Origin of the sequence: Maricaulis sp., assembly GCF_017643475.1 — a bacterium.
In the GTDB taxonomy this organism is placed as follows: domain Bacteria; phylum Pseudomonadota; class Alphaproteobacteria; order Caulobacterales; family Maricaulaceae; genus Maricaulis.
In genome coordinates this window covers 228,871-250,527 of the sequence record NZ_JAEPNI010000004.1, presented here as the reverse complement: position 1 = coordinate 250,527, position 21,657 = coordinate 228,871, and the positions used below count along the sequence as shown (strand labels likewise).

Below are 21,657 nucleotides of genomic sequence, written 5' to 3'. Positions count from 1 at the left end.
ATGGAACTGACTCTGACAATTCTGGGCGCGCTGTTGCTGATCGTGATGCTGGTCCTGATCGGTTTCGCAGGCTTCTCGGCCTATGTGTCTGGCAAGATTTCCAAGGCCATGGCGCCAGCCGGTGCTTTCCAGGAGGTTGAGGGCGGCCGCATCCACTATGTCGAGAAGGGCGAGGGGCGGCCGCTGCTGCTGATCCATGGCCTGGGCGGCAACCTGCACAATTTCGGCTATGCGATGATCGATCGTCTGGCCGAGCGCTATCACGTCATCGCTATCGACCGTCCGGGATGCGGACATTCCGAACGGGATAATGACGAGCTGGCGCGCCTTCCAAGGCAGGCGGAAATGATTGCCGATTTCATCCGCCGAAAGGGCATCGAGAAACCGCTTGTCATCGGACATTCCCTGGGCGGTGCGATCTCCCTTCGCCTGGCCATCGACCACCCTGAACTGGTCGGCGGGTTGGCAATGCTGTCACCGCTCACGGCTGTCCAGGAGAGCGCTCCGGCCGTATTTGGTGGTCTCTTTGCGCCCAATTCCGCCCTGCGGGGCATCATCGCAAACACGATCGCTGTACCGGCGTCCATCCGCAATGGCGCCGCCGTGGTGGAGACGATCTTTGCTCCGGAACCGGTCCCTGAGGACTTTCGAACGCGCGGAGGTGGATTGTTGTCGCTTCGGCCGGTTGCCTACTACGCGGCGTCGACCGATATGCACGCAGTGCCGATGGATATCGGAGCGCAGCAGGATTTGTACGCTCGGATTTCTGCTCCCATGGGGATGTTGTACGGCGATGATGATGCGGTGCTGGTGGCCGACCATCATGTCGCGGCAATCATGGCGGTGCAGCCGGAACTTCACCTGGTCCGCATGGGCGGGGTGGGGCACATGCCGCTGGTGACCCAGCCGGACACGTGCGAGCGCTTTATCGACGAAATGGCAAGCCGGGTTTTTGCGACTTAAAACCAGCTTGGCTTGGGCGCGCGAACATGTCATGTCGCTAGGCCAATGATCACCCAGCGAGGGCACAGCCATGAAGTTTTTCGTCGACACTGCTGACGTTTCTGAGATCCGTGATATCGCCGATGTCGGCCTGCTTGATGGCGTGACCACAAACCCCTCGCTGATCATGAAATCAGGTCGCGACTTTATCGAGGTGATCGCCGAGATATGCGAAATCGTCGAGGGGCCGGTCAGCGCTGAGGTTACGGCCCTGGAAGCCGACGCCATGATCGCGGAAGGCAAGAAACTTGCGGCTATTGCATCAAATGTCGTGGTCAAATTGCCATTGACATGGGATGGGCTGAAGGCGTGCAAGGCGCTCGTCAGTGCAGGCATCCAGACCAATGTCACCCTGTGTTTTTCGGCCAATCAGGGCCTGATGGCTGCGAAGGCCGGCGCGACCTATGTCTCGCCCTTCATCGGTCGTCTGGACGATCTTGGGGTTGATGGCATGGAGCTGATCCACGATCTGCGCATGATCTTCGACAATTACGGTTTCGAGACCGAGGTGCTGGCTGCATCAATCCGATCTGCTGCGCATGTGCAGGAGTGTGCCATCGCCGGAGCTGATGTTGCGACCGTACCGCCGGGCGTGCTCAAGGGGCTGGTCAAGCACCAGCTGACCGACAAGGGCCTGGCTGCTTTCATGGATGATTGGAAAAAGACGGGTCAGTCGCTCTAGAGCTCAGACTACGTCAACCAAACTCCAGTCGCGTCGCGCCGTATCGGTATCAAGATACTCGTTGAAGGCGTCGAGTGTGCCCGAACTGGTTGCCTGGACGGTGACCAGTTGTCGTCGGACCGTGCGATTATTGGTTAGGAAGAGGCATTCGCCATTGTTGGTTTTGCTTTTGTCCAAGCGTGTAATGAACCGCAGCACGTGTTGCTGAAAGCGCAGAACCTCTTCTTCAGTCTTGAAGCTATGTGTCTGTGACAACATGATTTTCCCCCACGAGCGCCATATGGCTCGCTCCCCGATCAGGCCTTATTGTGCAGCCTGTTCTTCGCAGTTTTGCAGATTGTAACCCTAAAACGCAACCTGAACGGCAAATCCGTCGCGAAAAATGGGTAAGCGCAGGGCGTGCAAACTGCGTCCATCCTGTCGCGCGACAAATTGCCATACAGATTTTGTGGAATTGAACCCGTAACCCGGAGACCTGACAGGCAATCAAGAACCGGGGGCGTCGATGACTTCGTCGCAATCTCTCCAGCGTAGCGGGTTTGATATAAACCTTGCTGGCGTTGGTCTAATTACAATTTTAGGGGCGCTCTGGGCGCTCTTCGCTGCTGCCTTTGCGCCGGATGCTGCCATGAAAGGGCAGTCCTGGTTGATTCTCGGCGGCTTCCTGACGGGCATTTTCCTGGTCGTCGGCGCTGCGGCGCGCGGCGGTGTGATCACGGATCAGTCCGACTATAACGAGGACATCGTCAAGGCAGGCGTCATCGCCTCGCTCTTCTGGGGCGTTGCCGGATTGCTGGTTGGTGTCATCATCGCTGCCCAGCTGGCCTTCCCGATCCTCAATTTCGATGATTTCGGCTTTCTGAGCTTTGGTCGCCTGCGCCCGCTGCATACGTCAGCGGTGATCTTCGCCTTTGGCGGCAATGTGCTGATCGCGACATCCTTCTACGTCGTTCAGCGGACGTGCCGCACGCGCATTGCCGGCGGGATCTGGCCCTGGTTCGTCTTCTGGGGCTATCAGTTCTTCATCGTCATCGCGGCGTCCGGTTATCTGATCGGCATCACCCAGGGGCAGGAATAGGCCGAGCCGGAATGGTATGCCGACCTCTGGTTGACCGTGGTCTGGGTCGCCTATCTCCTGGTCTTCCTCGGCACGCTGATGAAGCGCAAGGAGCCGCACATCTATGTGGCCAACTGGTTCTACCTCGCCTTCATCCTGACGATCGCGGTACTGCACGTGGTCAATAACCTGGCCATGCCGGTCGATTTCTTCGGCTCGCGCAGCTACTCGCTGATGGCCGGTGTGCAGAACGCTCTGACCCAGTGGTGGTATGGCCACAACGCGGTTGGTTTCTTCCTGACGGCAGGTTTCCTTGGCATCATGTACTACTTCATTCCGAAGCGGGTACAGCGTCCGGTCTATTCTTACCGCCTCTCCATCATCCACTTCTGGTCCCTGATCTTCATCTTCGTTCCTTCGTCACTACGACGAAACCCAAACCCTCCCTAAATAACAACCTCAAATCTGTGCCATAGGCGCTGACGGGGGACAGATCGCGCCGGAAAACCCGCGCCCGCCTCTCATTATCAGGCCCGAAGCCCCGACGGTTCGGGCCTTTTGCTTCCGTTCGCAAGAGCCCCTTAACCCGAGGCGCTTCAACCCTCGCTTTCTCTCGTGACGATTGCGCCTGAACCGTCTAGCTTGGCCGGATCTGCATGTGTCGAGGTTATCATGTTCCATCTGCGCTTTATCGGGCTTGCCGCCAGCCTGCTTGCCTTGTCCCTCCTCGTTCTATCGGTCTCGAGTCAGGCTCAGGCCCAGACGCAGACTGGGGCACAGGACGAGGCAAGCGGTTTTCAGGCTGAGGCCGATGCGATTGCCGCGCGCTGGACCGAGATACTCAATAGTCGCTATCGCGAACTCGCCGCCCTCGACGAACAAGCTTTCATCACCGGCTGGGCAGAGGAGATCGACGGGTGGAAAACACAACTGCGCGCACTGGAAGTCGAACATGATCGTTCAGCCGAGGCTTACATCACGCGTATCCATTATGAATGGGCCATCGGTCGTCTGCTTTACGGCCCGATGCACGGACGCCTGACGCAGGATCGCGCCTTTCGTCCCAGTTCCACCTATGATGCCTATCTCGACGAGGTGGATCTGGGACGGGCGGACCTGCTCGAACTGGACGAGTATCGCAGCTTCATCGAACGACTGCGCGATTACTGGGCCGATACACGCTTTGACGAAGATGTGCCCGGCACCGTGCAATTCCTGACGGCCAAGCTGGAGTCGGGCCACCGGTTCAGTCATCCCGATATCCAGTGTTACCTCAACACCCAGTCTCTCAGGCTCTGGGTGGAGGAAAACGCCGCCGATGGCCTGCACACCGAAGCCGAAGATCACCGCGCCGCCTGCCCGGGCGAGGCGTCCGACGATATCCTGGCGATGGTCGCCGCCGAACGCGCCGAGCGGGACGGTCATATCATCGAGACCTTCAAGACCTTCGACGATTATGATCTGGAGATTCATATCTACCTGCCCGACGACTGGAGCGCGGATGATGACCTTCGTCCCGCCATGGTCTGGGTCCACGGCGGTGGCTGGTTTTTCGGGTCCTGGAGCTGGTGCGGGCCCTGTAGTTTCTTCAAGGATCGCGGCCATGTGGTGGCGCAGATTGAGTATCGCACGCGGGGGCGTTTCGGTGTGCGGGCCGGAGACAGTCTCGCCGATGTGACAGATGCGATCGCCTGGCTCCGCGAGAATGCCCAGACCTATGGCATCGACGCGTCCCGGATCGGCGTGTCGGGTTTTTCCGCTGGCGCGCATCTCTCCGTCGCAGCGGCCACACTGGAAGCGCCGACTTCGCCCTCGCGACCTGATTTGGCCCTCTCCTTTTCCGGCTGTATGGACATGACCGATGACGGCTACATGATCTCGATTGCCGGAGGCTGGCCAACCGCCCGCTCGCTCTCACCCTTGCACATGATGGACGGAGCGCTACCCCCGCTGTTTATCGCCCATGCCCACGAGGATACGGACTGTTCCTTTGAGACGGCCACGGCCTTTGCCCAAGCCGCCCGCGCCCAGGGCACGTCTGTCGACATGATTGATTTCCCCCAGGCCGGTCATTTCTTCCTGCGTGATCCGGACCGCGCGCACCTCACCCGTACCCGTGTCAACGCGTTCCTGGATCAGCACGGCTATTGATCAAGCGGACCGATCTCCCCAACTGAGCGGGCACGGTCGCGCGCGCTGGACGTCAGGCGGTCCTGCGAGCTCTTTATGGTTGATTTGCTCATCGAGCAGTTCGTGACCATCCGGCTCATCAATTGAGAAGGCGTCGAGGATGCGACGTTCCTCAGCCGGATCGGTCCACGCGAAGAAGGCGTCGATCTCGACCGGGTTTCCGTGGTCGTTGTAGAACCCGCTATCAAGCGAGAGTTCACCGCGCTTGCAACGGACGCGCTGCACCCGATTAGCTTCCTTCGCTGCGGGGATGAATGCGAGGAAACGAGAGCCGTCCTGCGGAGCCTCTTCCGTATTCCAATTCCACATCATGCGGGTCGAGAAGAACTTATCCATCTTAGTGTCCGTCGTCAGAACATTTGGCACAACTCGCGGCGTAGGATTGCGGAGTGTGGGCCTCGTCTGGGATTGATGTTTAGGCGGCGAGCCTGCGGTGTTGCAAGCGCCGATGTTCGAGTGTCTGTCGCTTGATCCTTTCTCTTGGTTTGATGATTGCTTGTGCCTTGCCGAAGTAGGCGTCGCCGGCTGTGACGTTGTCGAGGCTCTCGTGGTAGCGCTGGTGGTTGTAATGCTCGACGAAGGCCTCGATCTGCTGTTCGAGATCGCCGGGCAGGAAGTAGTTCTCCAGCAACACACAGCTCTTCAGGGTCTGGTGCCAGCGCTCGATCTTGCCTTGGGTCTGCGGATGGAAGGGCGCGCCGCGAACGTGATCCATCTGCTTGCCATTGAGATAATCGGCCAGTTCTCCGGCGATGTAACTCGGGCCGTTGTCGCTCAGGAGCCGCGGCCTGTGCAGCACGTTGGCGTGGTCGTAGCCTGAGGCTGCCAGAGCCATGTCGAGCGTCTCGGTGACGTCCTCGGCCCTCATGGTGGAGCGGAGCTTCCAAGCAATGATGTAGCGCGAGTAATCGTCGAGCACGGTGGATAGGTAGACCCAGCCCCATCCGATGATCTTGAAGTAGGTAAAATCGGTCTGCCATATCTCGTTGGGCCGAGTCGTCTGCGTGTGGAACGCCTCTGCCGCCTTGATCACCGTGTAGGCCGGACTGGTGATCAGATCATGGGCCTTGAGAAGGCGGTAAACCGTGGCTTCGGATACGAAGTAGCACCGCTCGTCGGTGAAGCGCACCGCCAGTTCGCGAGGAGACAGTTCGGTCAGCTCCAGCGCCATCTCGACGATCTGCTGCTGGATGTCCTCACCGATGCGGTTCCACACCCGGCTCGGCGTCGATGGCCGGTTTGCCAGCGCCTCCGGCCCGCCTTCAATGTAGAGGTCATACCAGCGGTAGAAGGTTCGCCTTGCCACGCCGATCTGGTCCAGCGTTTGCTTGGCGGGCAGGTGAGACTGCTCGACGATACGGATGATCTCCAGCTTCTCGGATGCGGGATACCTCATTCGTTGTCTCCCCCATCCGCGACCATGCTTTTTTTGAGCAGGCGGTTCTCCAGGATGAGGTCGGCCACACACTCCTTCAGATCGCGGGCCTCGCGACGAAGATCTTTCACCTCGTCCGTGGTAGCAGCACGGGCGGTGTCACCGGCAAGCCGACGCTTGCCAGCTTCCATGAATTCCTTGAAACAGGAGTAATACAGGCTCTGGGCAATGCCTTCCTTGCGGCACAGCTCGGCGATGGAGTCATCACCGCGCAGGCCGTTGAGCACGATCCTGATCTTGTCTTTAGCGGAAAAATGCCGACGGGCCTTTCGGCGGATGTCCTTCACCACCTGCTCGGCAGGCGATTTAGACCTTGAGGATTTGGGCTTCATCTTCGTTCCTTCGTCACTACGACGAAACCCAAATCCGCCTTAAATCACAACCTCAAATCTGTGCCATAGGCGCTGACGGGGGACAGTTTCCGCTTTGAAGACAAGCTGCGCCCGGAAGCGCGCGAAACCATCGATGCGCTGCACAAGCGCGTGTGCCGCGTGATCCTGCTCTCCGGTGACCGCCAGGCTCCGGTAGCCGCTATCGCTGAGGAGCTGGGGCTGGACAAGTGGCAGGCCGAGCTGAAACCGCAGGCCAAGATCGAGCGTATCCAGGCCTTCAAGGAACAGGGCGCCAAGGTCGCCATGGTCGGTGATGGCATCAATGACGCGCCCGCCCTGGCTGCCGCTGATATTTCGGTGTCTCTTGCCTCAGCAGTAGAAATCTCCCAGGCCGCCGCGGATTTTGTGCTGCAGGGCGACAAGCTCGACCGCATGGTCCGGGCGATGGATGTTTCCTGCGGCGCGAAACGCCGCGTATTGGAGAATTTTGGCCTGGACGTTGTCTATAATATGATCGCGGTTACACTGGCTGTGTTTGGTTTTGTCACGCCTCTGGTTGCGGCGATTGCCATGTCCGCATCCTCGCTTCTGGTGATATTGAATGCGTTGAAGCTCGCTCGCTGAAGTCTTTCCTGATCTGGATGATTCCGCTCGCCCTTTTGATGGGCCTGGCCGGCCTGACCGGCTTCATGTGGAGCCTGAAATCCGGCCAGTTCGAGCATCTCGATGGTGCCGCCCACCGCATCCTCATGGATGACGACAAGCCGCTCGATCGCGATTGAGCGCGAATGAAAACGCCCGGCTGTGCCGGGCGTTCATCTCAGCTTTTTGCTGCGCTGGCCGATGGCTCCGGCCTCGGTTCGAAATCCTTGTAGGCATAACAGGACGCATGCGCGATCCATAGGAAGGTGAAGGCCAGGCCGATGGTGAAGACGGCTGATCCCGCAACAACCATGAAAGCGATGAGCCAGGCCCAGGTGATCATCACGAAAGGCTGGGCAAGGACCGAGCGGAAACTCGCGACCAGGGCCGTGACAGCGTCCACATCCTGATCGATCAGCATCGGGAAGGAGAGCACGGAGATCGTGAAGGCGAAAGCCGCCAGGATGGCGCCGGTGATCGTGCCGATGATCATGAAGGTCATGCCCTCGGGGGCTGTCAGCATGAATTGGATGAACTCGCCCGGATGGAACGGCCCGGACGGGGCCAGCACGATGCGCAGGGTCTGGGCGATGTGGAACCAGAGCAGCAGCATAACCAGAATCACACTCATGAAGCTGACCTGGGAGATGCGAGAGGGATAGCGGGAAATCACCACGCGGAATCGTGGTTTCTCCCCCCGTTCGAAGGCGCGGCTGACCTGGTAGATGCCGATGGCCAGGGCGGTGCTGATAAGCGCGAAGCCGCTTAGCGCGACCGGAATGGCCTCCTCGCCACCAAAGGCCCACAGCGTGCCGCTGATGGCCAGGCCGCCCAGCACGAAGATGAGACCATAGCTGATCGAGACCAGCGGTGCGCGCCGCAGATCCTCGAAGCCCAGCTTGAGCCATTTCCAGGGTGCGTCCCGGCGGACTTTCTTCAAAGTAACCATGTTAATCCTCCCCCTTCATATTCGCCCGACAGGCGTATGAAATCTGCGCGTCATTACGCCACACGTTTTTTGTGATTATTCCGGGACATAAGGTCGGGGCCAAGGAGAAAGAACATGCCACCAGCCGGTCTCGCCGACCTCAGCATTCTGGGCGGATTGCTCGCGGGTTTTGCCTCGAGCCTTCACTGCGTGGGCATGTGCAGCGGAATTGCCGCCAGTCTGATGTTTACGCTGGCGCCTGAGGCAAGTGAGAACGAGCGCCGGATAGTGATACTGAAGGCGCAGTTCGGGCGTATTGCAGCCTATATGCTGGCGGGTGCGGTGCTGGGAGCCATCGGCAGCCAGTTCTATTTCGACGCCGATCGCGCCGAAGGTATCATGATCCTGCGCTGGGCCGGTGCAGTGACACTGGTCTATATCGGCCTCTCCGTCGCGGGCTGGGCCCCGGCACTCGCTGGCCTGGATCGCGTCGGCGCGGGGTTGATACGCATCGCGCAAAATCCACTGGGCGGAAAGTTGAGCGCAGCCACACCGGTGCTCGCTGGTTTCCTCTGGGGACTGTTGCCCTGTGGGATGGTCTATGCCGCGCTGTTCTACGCCATGCTTTCAGGTTCGCCAGGGTAGGGCGCCGAGATCATGGCCGGCTTTGGCGTAGGAACCTTGCCCGCAGTCCTGGCGTCCGCCTTTGGCGCCGCCAAGCTGATGAGTTTTGCGGCTCGCCCGGGCATGCGAACGGTGACCGGCCTGGCCATAGTCGCAGTAGGCATTCTGTCAGCGGCGCTGCCCTGGAAGGAAATCGCAGCCTTCTGCGGCATTCCTGTCGAATAAGCACGCAGTTGTGATGCAGCGCGAGAAGACCCGCCTTCTCGGTCGCGCTATCTAGTCCGTGCTCGGGGGTAGACATCATGATGAAGGCGAACACCATGCTTCTCACGCTCATACTGGCCTCCAGCCTCACCTTGACGATCGCAGGCGAAGGCGATGCGCAGGTCGTGGGCGCAGTCACGGAGCACCAGTCAACACTTCTGAGCCAGGGTGGTGGAGCGCTTTACGGACTGCAGATCACTGAGCGACGTAGCCGGGCCTGCCAGGTTCGCGCCTTCTTTCGTGGTGCACCGCCGCGAACCTCGCAATTCTGTTCCGGCCGGGTCGTCGGGCGGCATGTGCGCGATGCCTCCGCGGCGCTGATGGGTATTGCCGAGGAAGTCACCGGGCTGAGCGCCTGCATGGATCGCAACGAGAAAATCGCCGTCGTGCGATTGCACTCCGGGAGTGGCCAGACGGCGCAGGCCAGTGTTGGTGAGTGTGCGACCGATTTCCAGCGGGTCGATTGTGAAGCTGGCTGGGCAGTGCAGGGCATCCAGTTCTATTTCGATGGCGCTTCGGGAACACGTTCCCACCGTCATCTGAGCGGAATGCGCCCATTGTGCACGCTGATGGCGATGCAGTAGGCCGATTTATCGCTTATGATTTGAGCGACCGGACTGTCTGCTGCAGATTCTCTGCAGGAGAAGCGCCATGCCGAGCGAGAATCATCCAGACCCGGAAACCTATCTGACGACCGCCCTGGACGGTCAGGTCGTCATGGTGCGAGCGACGGGGGAGCAGACCGGGCCCGAGGCTGCCCTGATGCGCCAGAAACTGGTCCGGCTTCTGGTCGAGCGTGGATGCGACGCGGTTCTGGTGGATTTGCGGGAGGCCAGCTATGAGGCAAACCGCATTCGGGAGACGGCAGATCGCCTGGCGGCACTGACCGCCGTGATCCCGCCCGGACGGGTCGCAGTATGGCACCGCAATGAAGACCCGCACGCGCTTTCCTTCATCCTCGATGGTTTCCGCCGCGCCGGGCATCTTGCCTGGGCGGTACAATCACTAGACGAAGCCGCGCACTATCTGCTCGACGACGAAGGTCCTGACATTATTGCGATCTAGCTGTGCTTGCCCCGGCCCTGCGAACGGGTCATCCTGCGCGCAATTGAGGGGGAGCATCATGAAATTCAAGGCGATTGCCGCTGCGCTGGCCGCGACTGTACTTACACCCTTTGCCCAGGCCCAGGAGCAGCCCGAATGGGCGCTGGTTATCCATGGTGGCGCAGGCGTGATCGAGCGCGGGCGTATGACAGCCGAGCGCGAAGCAGAGTACCGGGCAGCCATGCATGCTGCGCTCGACCGCGGCGAGGCAGTGCTGGAGGCCGGTGGCAGTGCGCTGGACGCAATCGAGGCCGTGATCCACGGCATGGAAGATGATCCGTTGTTCAACGCTGGTCGCGGAGCTGTTTTCACTGCTGCCGGCAAGAATGAGCTCGACGCGTCCATCATGGACGGCGCATCCCTGAACGCCGGCGCCGTTGCCGGTGTCACCCAGGTCCGTCATCCTATCTCACTGGCCCGGGCCGTCATGGACCGTTCTCGCCATGTCATGCTGCAAGGAGAGGGCGCAGAGACTTTTGCCATCGAGCAGGGGCTGGAAATGGTGCCACCCGCCTGGTTCTTCACGGAACGCCGCTGGCAGTCGATGGAGCGCGCCCTCGATCGTCTGGGCATAGCGGCCCCGGATCGCCCTGAGGACGCGCCGGAGGCAGAGGGTGTCGATCACGGCACGTTGGAACAGGATGACCGCGAACACCGGTTTGGCACAGTTGGCGTGGTAGCCCTGGACAGTGACGGAAATATCGCCGCGGGAACCTCCACCGGCGGAACAACCGCCAAGCGTTGGGGGCGTGTCGGTGACAGCCCAATCCTGGGCGCCGGCACCTATGCCAGCAACCAGTCCTGCGGCGTGTCCGCAACGGGTACGGGCGAGTATTTCATCCGCCTGACAGTGGCCAGCCGAATCTGTGCGCTGGTCGAGTTCCAGGGGCTGTCCTTGCAGGAGGCCGCTGACCAGGTCATCCAGGATGAGCTGACCGCGATGGGCGGTGATGGTGGTATTGTCGCCCTGACACCGTCCGGAGATGTCGCGTGGAGCTTCAACACACCCGGCATGTATCGTGCCCGCCAGAGTGCAGGCGGCGAGCCGGCTGTGGGCATTTATGGTGACGAGGACTAGCCCGTCCCGTACTGCCCGACATTCAGATCCAGACCAAACCCTGAAAGGTACCCCCTTGGATATCAAAGCCCTTACGGACCAGCTGTCCGTCAGCCCCCAAGGTTACCGTCGAGGATATCGCTGCCATCAAGGAGGCAGGCTTTAAGTCTGTCATCTGCAATCGTCCTGACGGCGAGGGTGCGGATCAACCGACGTTTGACGAGATCAGTGCAGCCGCCCAGGCCGCAGGGCTTGAAGCGCTCTATCAGCCGATCGTCGCGGGCAGGGTGCAGGACGAGGATGCGGCGAAATTCGGCGAAGCGCTCAGCTCGCTGCCGGGGCCGGTCCTGGCTTATTGCCGCACGGGCACTCGCTCGGCGACGCTCTGGTCACTGCACAGCGCTGCGACCATGTCCATGGAGGATATCCTCGCAGCGACCTCTGCAGCTGGTCATGACATGACCGGAATTGCCCGCCGCGTGGCCAGTGGCGGTTCCACGCCAACTGAGACCGGGGGTGCGCGTTTCGATGTCGTGATTGTTGGTGGCGGCGCCTCCGGTGTCTCCGTAGCTGCCAGCCTGCAAACACGCGAGTATGGCCTGTCCATCGCTATTATCGACCCGGCCGACACCCATTATTATCAGCCGGGTTGGACCATGGTGGTCGGCGGCGTCTTCAACGCTGAAAGTACGGCGAACCCCATGGGCGCGCTGATCCCGGGCGGGGTGACCTGGATCAAGTCTGCTGTTGCCTCCTTTGAGCCGGAAAAGGATGCTGTCGTTCTCGATGGCTGCCGCGTGGTGAAATACGACCGCCTGGTCGTCTGCCCCGGCCTCAAGCTGGACTGGGATGGCGTGGAGGGCCTGACCGACACGCTGGGTCGCAATGGCGTGACCTCGAACTACCGATATGACCTGGCGCCCTATACCTGGGAGCTGGTGCAGTCGCTGAACAAGGGGAGGGCCCTGTTCACCCAGCCGCCCATGCCGATCAAGTGTGCCGGTGCGCCGCAAAAAGCGCTCTATCTCTCCGGGGATGCCTGGACGCGTCGGGGGGTGATAGACGACATCGAGATCGAGTTTTGCAATGCCGTTGGCGTGCTCTTTGGCGTGAAGGACTATGTGCCGGCGCTTGAGCGATATATCGACAAGTATGGCGCCCAGCTGAACTTCTTCCATAATTTGGTGGCTATTGATGGCGAGGCGAAAAAAAGCCTGGTTTGACGTAAAGAAGCCGGACACCGAAGTGGTCCGTGTCGAGAAGGAATTCGACATGATCCACGTCTGCCCACCCCAGACGGCCCCGGACTTCATCCGTGTCTCACCTCTGGCGGATGCCGCTGGCTGGGTGGATGTCGACCAGTTCACCCTTCGTCACAAGACTTATGAGAACATCTGGTCGCTGGGTGATGTCATGAATGCGCCGAACGCCAAGACAGCCGCCGCAGCGCGCAAACAGGCCCCGGTCGTTGCCGAGAATATCTCGGCTGATATTCGCGGTCGTTCGCCTGTGGCCCAGTATGACGGTTATGGCTCCTGCCCGCTGACTGTCGAGCGCGGCAAGATTGTTCTCGCCGAGTTCGGCTACGGCGGCACGCTTTTGCCAAGCTTCCCGCGCTGGCTGATTGATGGCCAGAAACCGACTCGTGCAGCCTGGTTCCTTGAGGAAAAACTCCTGCCGCCGATCTACTGGAAAGCCATGCTGCGCGGTCATGAATGGCTGGCCAAGCCGACCCGGATCAAGGTTGAAGTGGACTAGAACCGTCATCGCAAGCGAACTAGGAGAGAATCGAATCCTCTCCCTGTTCGAAATACTCACTGTCACGTTTCATCTGGGCGACGATGTGGTCGAACGCCGCCCGGATCCGGGCGCTCTTGCGCACGGTTTCATGGGCCACGATCCACAGATCCAGCGACGTGGAAAAGTCTGGCAGCAACCGGACCAGGTCACCGCAGCGTCGGGCGAGGCGGTGCGAGGTCACGCCAACGCCGTAACCGGCTTCCAGCCCCTTGATATGGCTGGCCGGGCTGTTGGCCTTGAAGGCAACGTGATGAGGTACGACGGCTGAACCTTCAGGCGTCTTGGGCCAGCCAAAATAGTCCCCGATCGACCAGGCAACACAGGCGTGATCCGATAGATCCTCGACATTGGTCGGGTGACGGTGCCGCTCCAGATAGGTTTTCGAAGCATAGAGCCCAGCGCCAACTGTTGCGCCGCGCCGGCCAATCAGGCTTTGCTGGGTTCCGGGGCCGTTCCACCGCAGGGCAATATCGGCTTCGCGGTCAGCCAGGTTCGCCGGGTGATTCTTGATCGCGATCTCGATCCCGATGCCGGGGTTTTCCCGCTGGAACGGAGCGAGGGCGCCTGGCAGCCAGTCCGCGCCCAGACCTTCCGATGCCGAAATGACAACCAGTCCGGTCAGGGACTGGTCCTGCGCGATGGCAGCGCGGTGGATGGCGGAGGCTTCCTCGCGCATGCGCCGGGCATGGCCGACAATACGTACACCCAGCGATGTCAGCTTGGACTGCCCGTTTTCGCGTTCGAACAAGGGTTCACCCAGCCGGGACTCCAGCGCCTGAAGGCGGCGGGTGACGGTAGGTTGGGAGACATTGAGTTCCGCGGCGGCGGCCGTGAGGCTGCCACATTCCGCGACCGTGAGGCACACGAGATAGTCTGACCAGTCATCCATACATTTATGTATGCAGGTAATGTGCTATTGGTCAATGATATTCATATAACTTCGTTCTAAATATAAACGCTGTTCACTCATGGAGAGCGAGATGTTCAGAACGATTCTTATTGCTGCGGCGCTCGTCGCCGCCCCGACCACTGCTGCAACGGCCCAGTCCTGCGAGGCCGAGCCGCAGTTTGCCTTCAACCGTACTTCTAATGCCCTAGTCCGTGCGCAGTTCAACTCCCTGCGCCGCGCCCAGTGGGAACGAGCCATCCACTTCGGCACGGAAGTCTCCGAATCCGGTGCTTCCCCGCGCGACAAGGTCGTGGCCCTGTCCAACCTTTGTTATGCGTATGCTGCGTCCGGCGATGCGGCTGAAGCCATTGTCGCCTGTGATGCGGCAATCGAACAGAGCTCTGACGCCTGGCGTGCCCTGAATAATCGCGGCGCTGCCAACTGGCTTGCCGGCAACCGCTCGGCTGCCGCGGCTGATTTCCAGGCTGCTGCTGCCGTTGCCGGTGGTGAGGACGAGGTCCAGGCCAACATGGCCCTGGCCCAGTGCAGCTAAACTCCCCCCATCAGCTTGCCCAAGGCTGATGTTATAGCCGGAGCGCTCCCCCGCTCCGGCTTTTTGCTGCCTGCGTATGTGGGCGGGTGAGGCGATGAAGCTTCACACTGAGCTTGTCTTGTGCGGTGAGTAGCGATAGCCATCAGCTTCCACCCAACAAGCAAGTGGTTCACTATGAAACTCGCATCTTTGAAAAACGGTCATCGCGACGGCAAGCTGGTCGTCGTTTCCAAGGACATCGCCTGGTATGCGGACGCGTCTTCCATCGCCCCGACCATGCAAGCGGCCCTGGATGACTGGGAGCGATGCGAGGGCGAGCTGCAGAGCCTTTACGAACAGCTCAATCGCGAGACCATTCCGCGCGAGCGCTTCCATGAACATGACGCCCTGTCGCCGTTGCCGCGTGCCTTTCAGTGGGCGGACGGCTCGGCCTATGTCAATCACGTGGAACTGGTGCGCAAGGCGCGCAATGCCGAAATGCCGGCAACCTTTTGGACTGATCCGCTGATGTATCAGGGCGGGTCCGACGCTTTCCTGGCGCCGCGCGCCGACATCCCGCTGGGCGACGAGGCCTGGGGATGTGACATGGAAGGTGAGGTCGCCGTGATCTGTGGCGATGCGCCGATGGGCTGTTCTCCGGAGGAAGCCGCCAAGTCGATCCGCCTCATCATGCTGGTCAATGATGTCTCGCTGCGCGGCCTGATCCCGGCCGAGCTGGCCAAGGGCTTTGGCTTCTTCCAGTCCAAACCGCCGACGGCCTTCTCTCCGGTCGCTGTGACCCCGGACGAGCTGGGCGATGCCTGGGATGGCAAGAAAGTCTCGCTGCCGCTGGTCGTGCACTATAACAACGAACCTTTCGGCGTGGCGGATTGCGGTGTCGACATGACGTTCGATTTTCCGCAGCTGGTCGCTCACCTGGCGAAAACGCGACCGGTCACCGCCGGCACCGTGATTGGTTCAGGCACGATTTCCAACAAGCTGGATAATGGTCCGGGCAAGCCGATTTCCGAGGGCGGCGTGGGCTATTCCTGCATCGCCGAGATCCGCATGATCGAGACGATCAATGAGGGCAAGCCCTCGACCTCGTTCATGAAGTATGGCGATACCGTCAAGATCCAGATGAAGGACAAGGACGGCAAGTCCATCTTCGGCGCGATCGAACAGACCGTCGTGAAATACGAGGGCTAGGCCTTCGCAAAAGCCCTAGACAGACGCCGGTGCGGTTTCGTGCCGGCGTTTTTCTTTGCCGGATACCTTGAGGCCAAGCGTCAGCGCGGGCAGCCAGGGCATCACCGGGCCGAGACTGCGGGCAATGATTTCCGCAGCGATTGAGAGGGGCAGACCTGCCGTGGCGCCGATGACCAGGCCAAGCCAGGGATCTGGGAAGCCCATGATCTTGTAGACTGCCAACAGGGCCATCACCGGGAACATGTGGTAGAGATAGATCCCGAAGGAAAACCGGCCGATCCACGCCAGCGGCGCGAAATTTAGCACATTGCGAAAGAGGATCAGCGAGCCAGATGCCGTGAGGCCCAGGCCGAGCGCCATGGCATCACGCCGCTCGATCACGGCGGACGGATCAGCAAAGACTCCGATGAAATGGATCGTGCCCAACAGGGCCATGCTGGACAGGAAGGCCGTCTTTACGCCGCGTGTTGCTTCGCCCTCGAACCGGTTGAGGAAGACGCCCAGCGCAAAGAAGGGCGCCAGGTAGAGCGTGCGGTCAAACGACATCCATTCAATGCCCCGGCCGATATCGGACAGGAACAGCGCCGAGGTGACCGCCAGGAATCCTGTGGCCACTTGCAATCGTGCCTTGGGGAAAATCAGATCCAGTGCCCCGATGACCAGAAAGAGGATGAGCACCGCCTGCAGGAACCAGAGATAGGCATAGGCGCTGACATAGATCTGCCAGAACTCGCCCCACGGCACACCGTAACCGGCACCCAGCAGGGTGTTGGCTACGCCATAGATGGTTGTCACGAACAGGAAGGGCAGGCCGACACGACGCATCTTGCCGGTCACGAACTGGCCGCTCACCTCGCGCGTCGGTGGTCGATAGGCATAGACAAAGCCCGACAGCATCGCGAACAGCGGCATGCGCAAATGGAAGAAAACCGCAGTGAACATGGCCAGCGGATGATCATCGGGGACCCGCAGTCCGTTGGTGGCCTGCTCACCGACGACATGCAGCACCAGCAACAGGATACAGGCCAGGCCACGCAGCGTATCAATACCGCCATGGCGAGATTGTGCCAGATTGGTGCTGTTCATGGCCGCGGCCTCCCGGAAGCTTGTTCAGGTGGCCCGGCTCGCAAGATTTGCGCCGCGCTGGAGTTTGTCACGGCGCGCTTCGCTGGCGACCCTAATTCGGGCGAACATCCTCGGCGCGGAGCGGGTAGCGCTGGCCGTCGAATTCGTCGAAGGCGTCCCGGAGTTCGGGATGGCCGACCGGGCCGTTTTCCGCATCGGGCAGGAGATTGCCTTCGGAAACATAGGCGCCGTAATAGCTTTCATCATTCTCCGCGAGGAGATGATAGAATGGCTGGTCCTTGGACGGGCGGATATCCTCGGGAATGGCTTCATACCATTCCTCGGTATTGGCGAATTCCGGGTCGACATCGACCACCACGCCCCGGAAGGGGAAGAGGCGGTGACGCACCACGTCGCCGAGACCGTATTTGGCGTGCCGGATATCCATCACGTCATACTGCCACACTCTGCTTAACTTTGCGTGATTGCTGACAGTTCGAGCGCAGTGCTGCGTCGGGCTGTGCAAAGTCTTGTCACGCATCTTTCCTCTCTCATGTGAGATGAGTATGCTGATTTTCAAGACCAAATTTAGGCCGCACCGAGCTGCGCCGCCAATGCCCGAAGGGGCGGGGCGATTGCGCACCTGTCGGCGAAAGGACCATCATGGCGGAGCCATCGCCCCACAAAGAGGGGGGCAAAGGATCCGCCGGACGCAAGCGAAACCGGCGCCGTGCGCCGGCTCCGGTGTACGGCGCGATCGACCTCGGCACCAACAACTGCCGAATGCTGCTGGCTCGAAGGAGTGGCAGCAATTTCCAGGTTGTTGATGCCTTTTCCAGGGTAGTACGGCTGGGCGAGGGCCTGACCGCGTCCGGGCAATTGTCCGACGTGGCCATGACACGTGCCGTGGAAGCCTTGAAAGTCTGTTCGGAAAAACTCGCCCGCCAGAATGTCGCCAAACACCGCGCTATTGCCACCCAGGCCTGCCGGTTTGCGGATAATGGCAAGGAATTCCTCGAGCGGGTGCGGCTGGAAACGGGACTGAATTTCGACCTGATTTCGCCGGAAGAGGAGGCGCGTCTTGCCGTGCATGGCTGTGTCGATCTCATGGATGTCGACCGCGACGCTGCTCTCGTCATCGATATTGGCGGTGGATCTACGGAATTGTCCTGGGTCGACCTGGAGGAATGGCGTCGTCGCGGTGGTCCGGAAAGCGGTGGGCGTCCGCCGATGAAATCCTGGTCGTCTGCGCCCATTGGCGTGGTGACGCTGTCGGAACGCTTCCCCGAGCGCCATGATGACCGTCTGGCCTGGTATGAGGAGATGAAATCCTTTGCCCGCCAACAGCTCAAGACGCCGCGCGGCGCACGCTCCATGCGGGCCGTGTTCGCCGAGGGGCGCGGGCATCTCGTGGGCACTTCGGGTACGGTGACATCAATGGCCGGCGTGCATTTGCGTCTGCAGCGTTATGATCGTTCGCGTGTGGACGGTTTGTGGATGTCCGGCGAAGAGGCCCTGGCGGCCTGTACCCGCCTACGGGATCTCGACATCAAGGGGCGGGCCCAGGAGCCGACAATCGGCGCGGACCGGGCCGAGCTGGTGCTGGCGGGGTGTGCGATCTATGAAGCGGTTGCGGAGAAATGGCCGGCCGACAAGCTTCGGGTCGGCGATCGCGGTCTGCGCGAGGGCATGTTGCTCAATCTGATGCGCCGTCCTAAACGTCGCCGCAGAGGGGGCCGCAAGCCCAATACTGCCCAGACCGGCGGAGACGAGACGTGAGCGACGACAATAACGAGAATGACACTCCGGAAGAGCGGTCCGAGGAAGAGGGCGGTCGCCGCCGTCGTCGCTCCGGCCCTGTCACCAAGGGCGGCGATGCCCGCGCTGCGAAACAATTCCGGACCCGGGTGAAAACCGCTCGCGGGCGCAAGCTGTCCTCGACGCGTTGGCTCGACCGCCAGCTCAATGATCCCTACGTGAAAAAGGCGCAGATGGAGGGCTATCGCTCCCGCGCAGCCTACAAGCTCATCGAGCTGGACGAGAAATTCAAATTCCTGCGCCCCGGTCAGCGCATCGTCGATCTCGGTTCTGCGCCGGGCGGCTGGGTGCAGGTTGCTCTCAAACAGGGCGCAACGGAAGTGATCGGTATCGATCTCCTGGAAATGGACCCGATCGAGGGGGCTGTCCTCCTGCAGAAGGACTTCACCGAGGATGACGCGCCGGATCTGGTGAAGGCAGAAATGGGCGGCCCGGCCGACCTGGTCATCTCGGACCTTGCACCGTGGACCACCGGTCACAAGACCACGGATCACCTGCGCATTGTCGGCCTGGTGGAAATGGCAGCCCAGTTCGCCTTCGAAACCCTCAAGCCCGGCGGCAGTTTTGTCGCCAAGGTCTTCCAGGGCGGCACCTCCGGCGAGCTGCTAGACCAGATGAAGGGGCGTTTCGCCAAGGTCCGCCACTTCAAACCGCCATCATCCCGTTCCGGCAGTCCCGAGACTTTCCTGATAGCGACCGGGTTCAAGGGATAGGTTGTTTTCTTCCCCATTCGTGGGGAAGTGCCGTAACGAAGTGAAGGCGAAGGGGGCGAGCGCAGCGAGCTAACCTCCGGGCCTCGCCCTCCGGCCCCTCCGGCCCCTCCGTCTCCGCCTTCGCTGAAGCTACGGCAGATCCACCTCCCCGGTGGGGAAGATTATCCGTCCTCCTCAGCGCGCCTGAGAGAAACAGGCACGGCGTTGGCCTGCATGTCGTCCCAGATCCGCACGATGATGCCGTGGCTGGCCTCGTTATTGGCTTCGATCAGCACGGCTGCGCCGGCACTTTCGGCCCGGAAGCGGTTAACCGCCGAGATACCCCGGTCGACATCCGTGATCACGCCGTTGACGTAGATGCGATTGTCCTCGGTGACCTGTACGACAATGGGTGCCGGGCAGTCCGGACAGGGTGGTGCCGCGTCCGGAGGCGGTTGCATATCGATGCCTTCCTCATTGAGGAAGGTTGCTGTGACGATGAAAAAGATCAGAAGAATGAACACGATATCCAGCATGGGTGTCATGTTCACTTCAGCGGCGTCCTCCCGCCGCTTGGTGCGTTTGCGCATGGCAATTCCCCACGATTGCTAACGTGGGCATGACAGCCAAGGCTTGCGGCGAAACTCCGGGGGCAATGTGCCGGGATTGGGATTAATTGTGGCGGGCAGCGGATACGCGCCGCTTCACCACACATCTCCGATTGACCTTCCGCGCGTGTCTGATATAGCGGCCCCGCAAGAGAGAAGGAGGTCTCCGATGGAGATTCGTGAAGGTCTGACCTTCGACGACGTGCTCTTGCAGCCCGGCCCGTCCGAAGTTCTTCCTGCAACCGCCAATGTCGCGTCCCGCATCGCCCATGATGTTGGTCTGAACATTCCCATGCTCGCTGCCGCCATGGACACCGTGTCCGAGGCCGGTATGGCGATCGCCATGGCCCAGGCGGGTGGTATGGCGGTGATCCACCGCAATCTGACCATCGCCGAACAGGCCGAGGAAGTGCGCCGGGTGAAGCGGTTCGAGAGCGGCATGGTGGTCAACCCGGTAACCATTTCTCCCGACGCGACGCTGGCCGAGCTCAAGGCGCTGATGGCCGAGCACCGTATCTCCGGCATCCCGGTGGTCGAGGGCGCAACCAATTCCAAGCCCGGCAAGCTGGTCGGTATCATCACCAATCGCGATGTACGCTTTGCGGACGATCCGAACGAGAAGGTCGGCAATCTGATGACCCGCGACGTCGTCACGGTTCGCGAGGGCGCGACCCAGGACGAGGCCCGTGCCAAGCTGCATGAACACCGTATCGAGCGGGTGCTCGTGGTCGACAAGGATGATCGCTGCATCGGTCTCATCACCGTCAAGGACATGTCCAAGGCAGAGCAGCATCCCAATGCCGCCAAGGACAGCCAGGGGCGTCTTCGCTGTGCGGCAGCGACGACTGTGGGTGACAGCGGTTTCGAGCGCGCCGAGGCCCTCATGGACGCCGGTGTGGACGTGGTTGTCATCGACACCGCGCACGGTCAGAGCGCGTCGGTCCTGGAACAGGTCACGCGCGTCAAGAAATCGTCCAGCGCGGCGCGTGTCGTGGCCGGCAATGTCGCCACCTATGACGGTGCCAAGGCGCTGATCGATGCCGGTGCGGATTGCGTGAAGGTGGGTATCGGCCCGGGGTCGATCTGTACGACCCGTATCGTGGCCGGCGTTGGTGTGCCGCAGCTGACCGCGATCATGGACGCCCGCCGCGCAGCAGAAGGCTCTGACGCCTTCATCATCGCCGATGGCGGGATCAAGTTTTCCGGTGACATGGCCAAGGCCATGGCCGCCGGCGCGCATGCGGTCATGGTCGGTTCTCTCCTGGCCGGTACGGAAGAAGCGCCGGGCGAGGTCTTCCTCTACCAGGGCCGGTCCTACAAATCCTATCGCGGCATGGGCTCGCTGGGCGCCATGGCGGCTGGTTCTGCCGACCGTTACTTCCAGAAGGATACCGAGCGCATGAAGCTGGTTCCGGAAGGCATTGAAGGCCAGGTCCCGTTCAAGGGCCCGGTCGGACCGATCCTGCACCAGATGGTCGGCGGTCTGCGCGCGGCAATGGGCTACACCGGCTCGGCCACCATTCCGGATCTGCATGAGCGTGCGAACTTCGTGCGCATCACCAATGCCGGTCTTCGCGAGAGCCACGTCCATGACGTGAAAATCACGCGCGAAGCGCCGAACTATCCCACTACGAGCTAGCACTGCTCCTTCCTGCATGGCCTCCAGACGGAAATGTATCTGGGGGCCGTGTCGGCTCTGAACTAGCGTTCGCGTACTCACCAACAGT

The 21,657-nt window shown here is 61.0% G+C and carries 23 protein-coding genes and 2 pseudogenes; 17 read left to right on the top strand and 8 right to left on the bottom strand.

Annotated elements, in window-relative coordinates:
- Both JJ889_RS14745 and fsa read left to right on the top strand, forming a co-directional pair.
- A complete protein-coding gene (locus JJ889_RS14745; protein ID WP_291896396.1) occupies positions 1–963 on the top strand; it encodes an alpha/beta hydrolase in 963 nt (320 codons plus the stop codon).
- A gap of 70 nt (positions 964–1,033) precedes the next feature.
- Positions 1,034–1,684, top strand: coding sequence for a fructose-6-phosphate aldolase (fsa, locus tag JJ889_RS14740; RefSeq protein ID WP_291896393.1), 651 nt, complete (start codon positions 1,034–1,036; stop codon positions 1,682–1,684).
- 3 nt (positions 1,685–1,687) lie between these two features.
- On the opposite strand, the gene JJ889_RS14735 is transcribed toward fsa, so the two are convergent.
- Positions 1,688–1,942: a hypothetical protein gene (locus JJ889_RS14735; RefSeq protein ID WP_291896391.1), complete on the bottom strand. Its 255-nt coding sequence runs from the start codon at positions 1,940–1,942 to the stop codon at positions 1,688–1,690.
- 247 nt (positions 1,943–2,189) lie between these two features.
- On the opposite strand from JJ889_RS14735, the pseudogene JJ889_RS14730 reads away from it, so the two are divergent.
- Both JJ889_RS14730 and JJ889_RS14725 read left to right on the top strand, forming a co-directional pair.
- Positions 2,190–3,155: pseudogene (locus tag JJ889_RS14730) on the top strand (cbb3-type cytochrome c oxidase subunit I); the annotation flags it as partial.
- 258 nt (positions 3,156–3,413) lie between these two features.
- Positions 3,414–4,892: an alpha/beta hydrolase gene (locus JJ889_RS14725; protein ID WP_291896389.1), complete on the top strand. Its 1,479-nt coding sequence runs from the start codon at positions 3,414–3,416 to the stop codon at positions 4,890–4,892.
- Here JJ889_RS14725 and JJ889_RS14720 read toward each other — a convergent pair whose 3' ends face one another.
- Both JJ889_RS14720 and JJ889_RS14715 read right to left on the bottom strand, forming a co-directional pair.
- Positions 4,893–5,267, bottom strand: coding sequence for a hypothetical protein (locus JJ889_RS14720; RefSeq protein ID WP_291896387.1), 375 nt, complete (start codon positions 5,265–5,267; stop codon positions 4,893–4,895). It lies immediately after the preceding gene.
- A 79-nt stretch (positions 5,268–5,346) separates the two neighbouring features.
- Positions 5,347–6,698, bottom strand: a protein-coding gene (locus JJ889_RS14715) for an IS3 family transposase (protein WP_291896385.1) whose coding sequence is annotated in 2 segments (ribosomal slippage) — positions 5,347–6,360 and positions 6,363–6,698 — 1,350 coding nt in all. Because the reading frame shifts where the segments join, the coding sequence is not laid out codon by codon here.
- Positions 6,699–6,770: 72 nt separating this feature from the next.
- Here JJ889_RS14715 and JJ889_RS14710 point away from each other — a divergent pair.
- Together JJ889_RS14710 and ccoS are read left to right on the top strand one after the other, a co-directional pair.
- Positions 6,771–7,322: an HAD-IC family P-type ATPase gene (locus JJ889_RS14710; RefSeq protein WP_291896513.1), complete on the top strand. Its 552-nt coding sequence runs from the start codon at positions 6,771–6,773 to the stop codon at positions 7,320–7,322.
- A gap of 17 nt (positions 7,323–7,339) precedes the next feature.
- Positions 7,340–7,480, top strand: a complete 141-nt coding sequence (ccoS, locus tag JJ889_RS14705) for a cbb3-type cytochrome oxidase assembly protein CcoS (RefSeq protein ID WP_291896383.1) — start codon at positions 7,340–7,342, stop codon at positions 7,478–7,480.
- Between the two features lie 38 nt (positions 7,481–7,518).
- Here the strand turns inward: ccoS and JJ889_RS14700 are convergent, their stop codons facing one another.
- Complete coding sequence (locus tag JJ889_RS14700) at positions 7,519–8,289, bottom strand: DUF2189 domain-containing protein (RefSeq protein WP_291896381.1); 771 nt, start codon at positions 8,287–8,289, stop codon at positions 7,519–7,521.
- Positions 8,290–8,403: 114 nt separating this feature from the next.
- Between JJ889_RS14700 and JJ889_RS14695 the strand changes: the two genes are divergently transcribed.
- The 6 genes and pseudogenes from JJ889_RS14695 to JJ889_RS15915 all read left to right on the top strand — a co-directional run bounded on the left by JJ889_RS14695 (position 8,404) and on the right by JJ889_RS15915 (position 13,075).
- On the top strand, positions 8,404–8,913 hold the full coding sequence (locus JJ889_RS14695; protein ID WP_291896379.1) for a sulfite exporter TauE/SafE family protein: 510 nt from the start codon (positions 8,404–8,406) through the stop codon (positions 8,911–8,913).
- Positions 8,914–8,925: 12 nt separating this feature from the next.
- Positions 8,926–9,117, top strand: coding sequence for a hypothetical protein (locus JJ889_RS14690; RefSeq protein ID WP_291896377.1), 192 nt, complete (start codon positions 8,926–8,928; stop codon positions 9,115–9,117).
- Positions 9,118–9,212: 95 nt separating this feature from the next.
- Entirely contained in the window at positions 9,213–9,740 is a 528-nt protein-coding gene (locus tag JJ889_RS14685; RefSeq protein WP_291896376.1) for a hypothetical protein, read from the top strand.
- A 67-nt stretch (positions 9,741–9,807) separates the two neighbouring features.
- Positions 9,808–10,221 carry a hypothetical protein gene (locus JJ889_RS14680; RefSeq protein ID WP_291896374.1) on the top strand — a complete coding sequence of 138 codons (414 nt, stop codon included), beginning with the start codon at positions 9,808–9,810 and terminating at the stop codon, positions 10,219–10,221.
- Positions 10,222–10,279: 58 nt separating this feature from the next.
- On the top strand, positions 10,280–11,338 hold the full coding sequence (locus JJ889_RS14675; protein ID WP_291896373.1) for an isoaspartyl peptidase/L-asparaginase family protein: 1,059 nt from the start codon (positions 10,280–10,282) through the stop codon (positions 11,336–11,338).
- Between the two features lie 55 nt (positions 11,339–11,393).
- A pseudogene (locus tag JJ889_RS15915) lies at positions 11,394–13,075 on the top strand (TIGR01244 family sulfur transferase).
- A gap of 19 nt (positions 13,076–13,094) precedes the next feature.
- On the opposite strand, the gene JJ889_RS14660 reads toward JJ889_RS15915, so the two are convergent.
- Complete coding sequence (locus JJ889_RS14660) at positions 13,095–14,006, bottom strand: LysR family transcriptional regulator (RefSeq protein WP_291896369.1); 912 nt, start codon at positions 14,004–14,006, stop codon at positions 13,095–13,097.
- Between the two features lie 91 nt (positions 14,007–14,097).
- Between JJ889_RS14660 and JJ889_RS14655 the strand changes: the two genes are divergently transcribed.
- Positions 14,098–14,559, top strand: coding sequence for a hypothetical protein (locus JJ889_RS14655; protein ID WP_291896367.1), 462 nt, complete (start codon positions 14,098–14,100; stop codon positions 14,557–14,559).
- A 174-nt stretch (positions 14,560–14,733) separates the two neighbouring features.
- Entirely contained in the window at positions 14,734–15,747 is a 1,014-nt protein-coding gene (locus JJ889_RS14650) for a fumarylacetoacetate hydrolase family protein (RefSeq protein WP_291896365.1), read from the top strand.
- A 15-nt stretch (positions 15,748–15,762) separates the two neighbouring features.
- Here JJ889_RS14650 and JJ889_RS14645 read toward each other — a convergent pair whose 3' ends face one another.
- Together JJ889_RS14645 and hspQ are read right to left on the bottom strand one after the other, a co-directional pair.
- On the bottom strand, positions 15,763–16,833 hold the full coding sequence (locus JJ889_RS14645; RefSeq protein ID WP_291896363.1) for an acyltransferase: 1,071 nt from the start codon (positions 16,831–16,833) through the stop codon (positions 15,763–15,765).
- Positions 16,834–16,924: 91 nt separating this feature from the next.
- Entirely contained in the window at positions 16,925–17,260 is a 336-nt protein-coding gene (gene hspQ / locus JJ889_RS14640; protein ID WP_291896510.1) for a heat shock protein HspQ, read from the bottom strand.
- Positions 17,261–17,556: 296 nt separating this feature from the next.
- Here hspQ and JJ889_RS14635 point away from each other — a divergent pair, with 296 nt between their 5' ends.
- Together JJ889_RS14635 and JJ889_RS14630 are read left to right on the top strand one after the other, a co-directional pair.
- Entirely contained in the window at positions 17,557–18,591 is a 1,035-nt protein-coding gene (locus tag JJ889_RS14635; protein ID WP_291896362.1) for a Ppx/GppA phosphatase family protein, read from the top strand.
- Positions 18,588–19,343, top strand: coding sequence for an RlmE family RNA methyltransferase (locus JJ889_RS14630; RefSeq protein WP_291896361.1), 756 nt, complete (start codon positions 18,588–18,590; stop codon positions 19,341–19,343). Before JJ889_RS14635 ends, JJ889_RS14630 begins: the two co-directional genes overlap by 4 nt.
- 161 nt (positions 19,344–19,504) lie before the next feature.
- Here JJ889_RS14630 and JJ889_RS14625 read toward each other — a convergent pair whose 3' ends face one another.
- A complete protein-coding gene (locus JJ889_RS14625; RefSeq protein ID WP_291896359.1) occupies positions 19,505–19,912 on the bottom strand; it encodes a biopolymer transporter ExbD in 408 nt (135 codons plus the stop codon).
- Positions 19,913–20,099: 187 nt separating this feature from the next.
- Between JJ889_RS14625 and guaB the strand changes: the two genes are divergently transcribed.
- Positions 20,100–21,569 (top strand): IMP dehydrogenase, encoded by a 1,470-nt coding sequence (guaB, locus tag JJ889_RS14620; RefSeq protein ID WP_291896357.1) that lies wholly within the window; start codon positions 20,100–20,102, stop codon positions 21,567–21,569.
- Positions 21,570–21,657 lie beyond the last annotated feature (88 nt).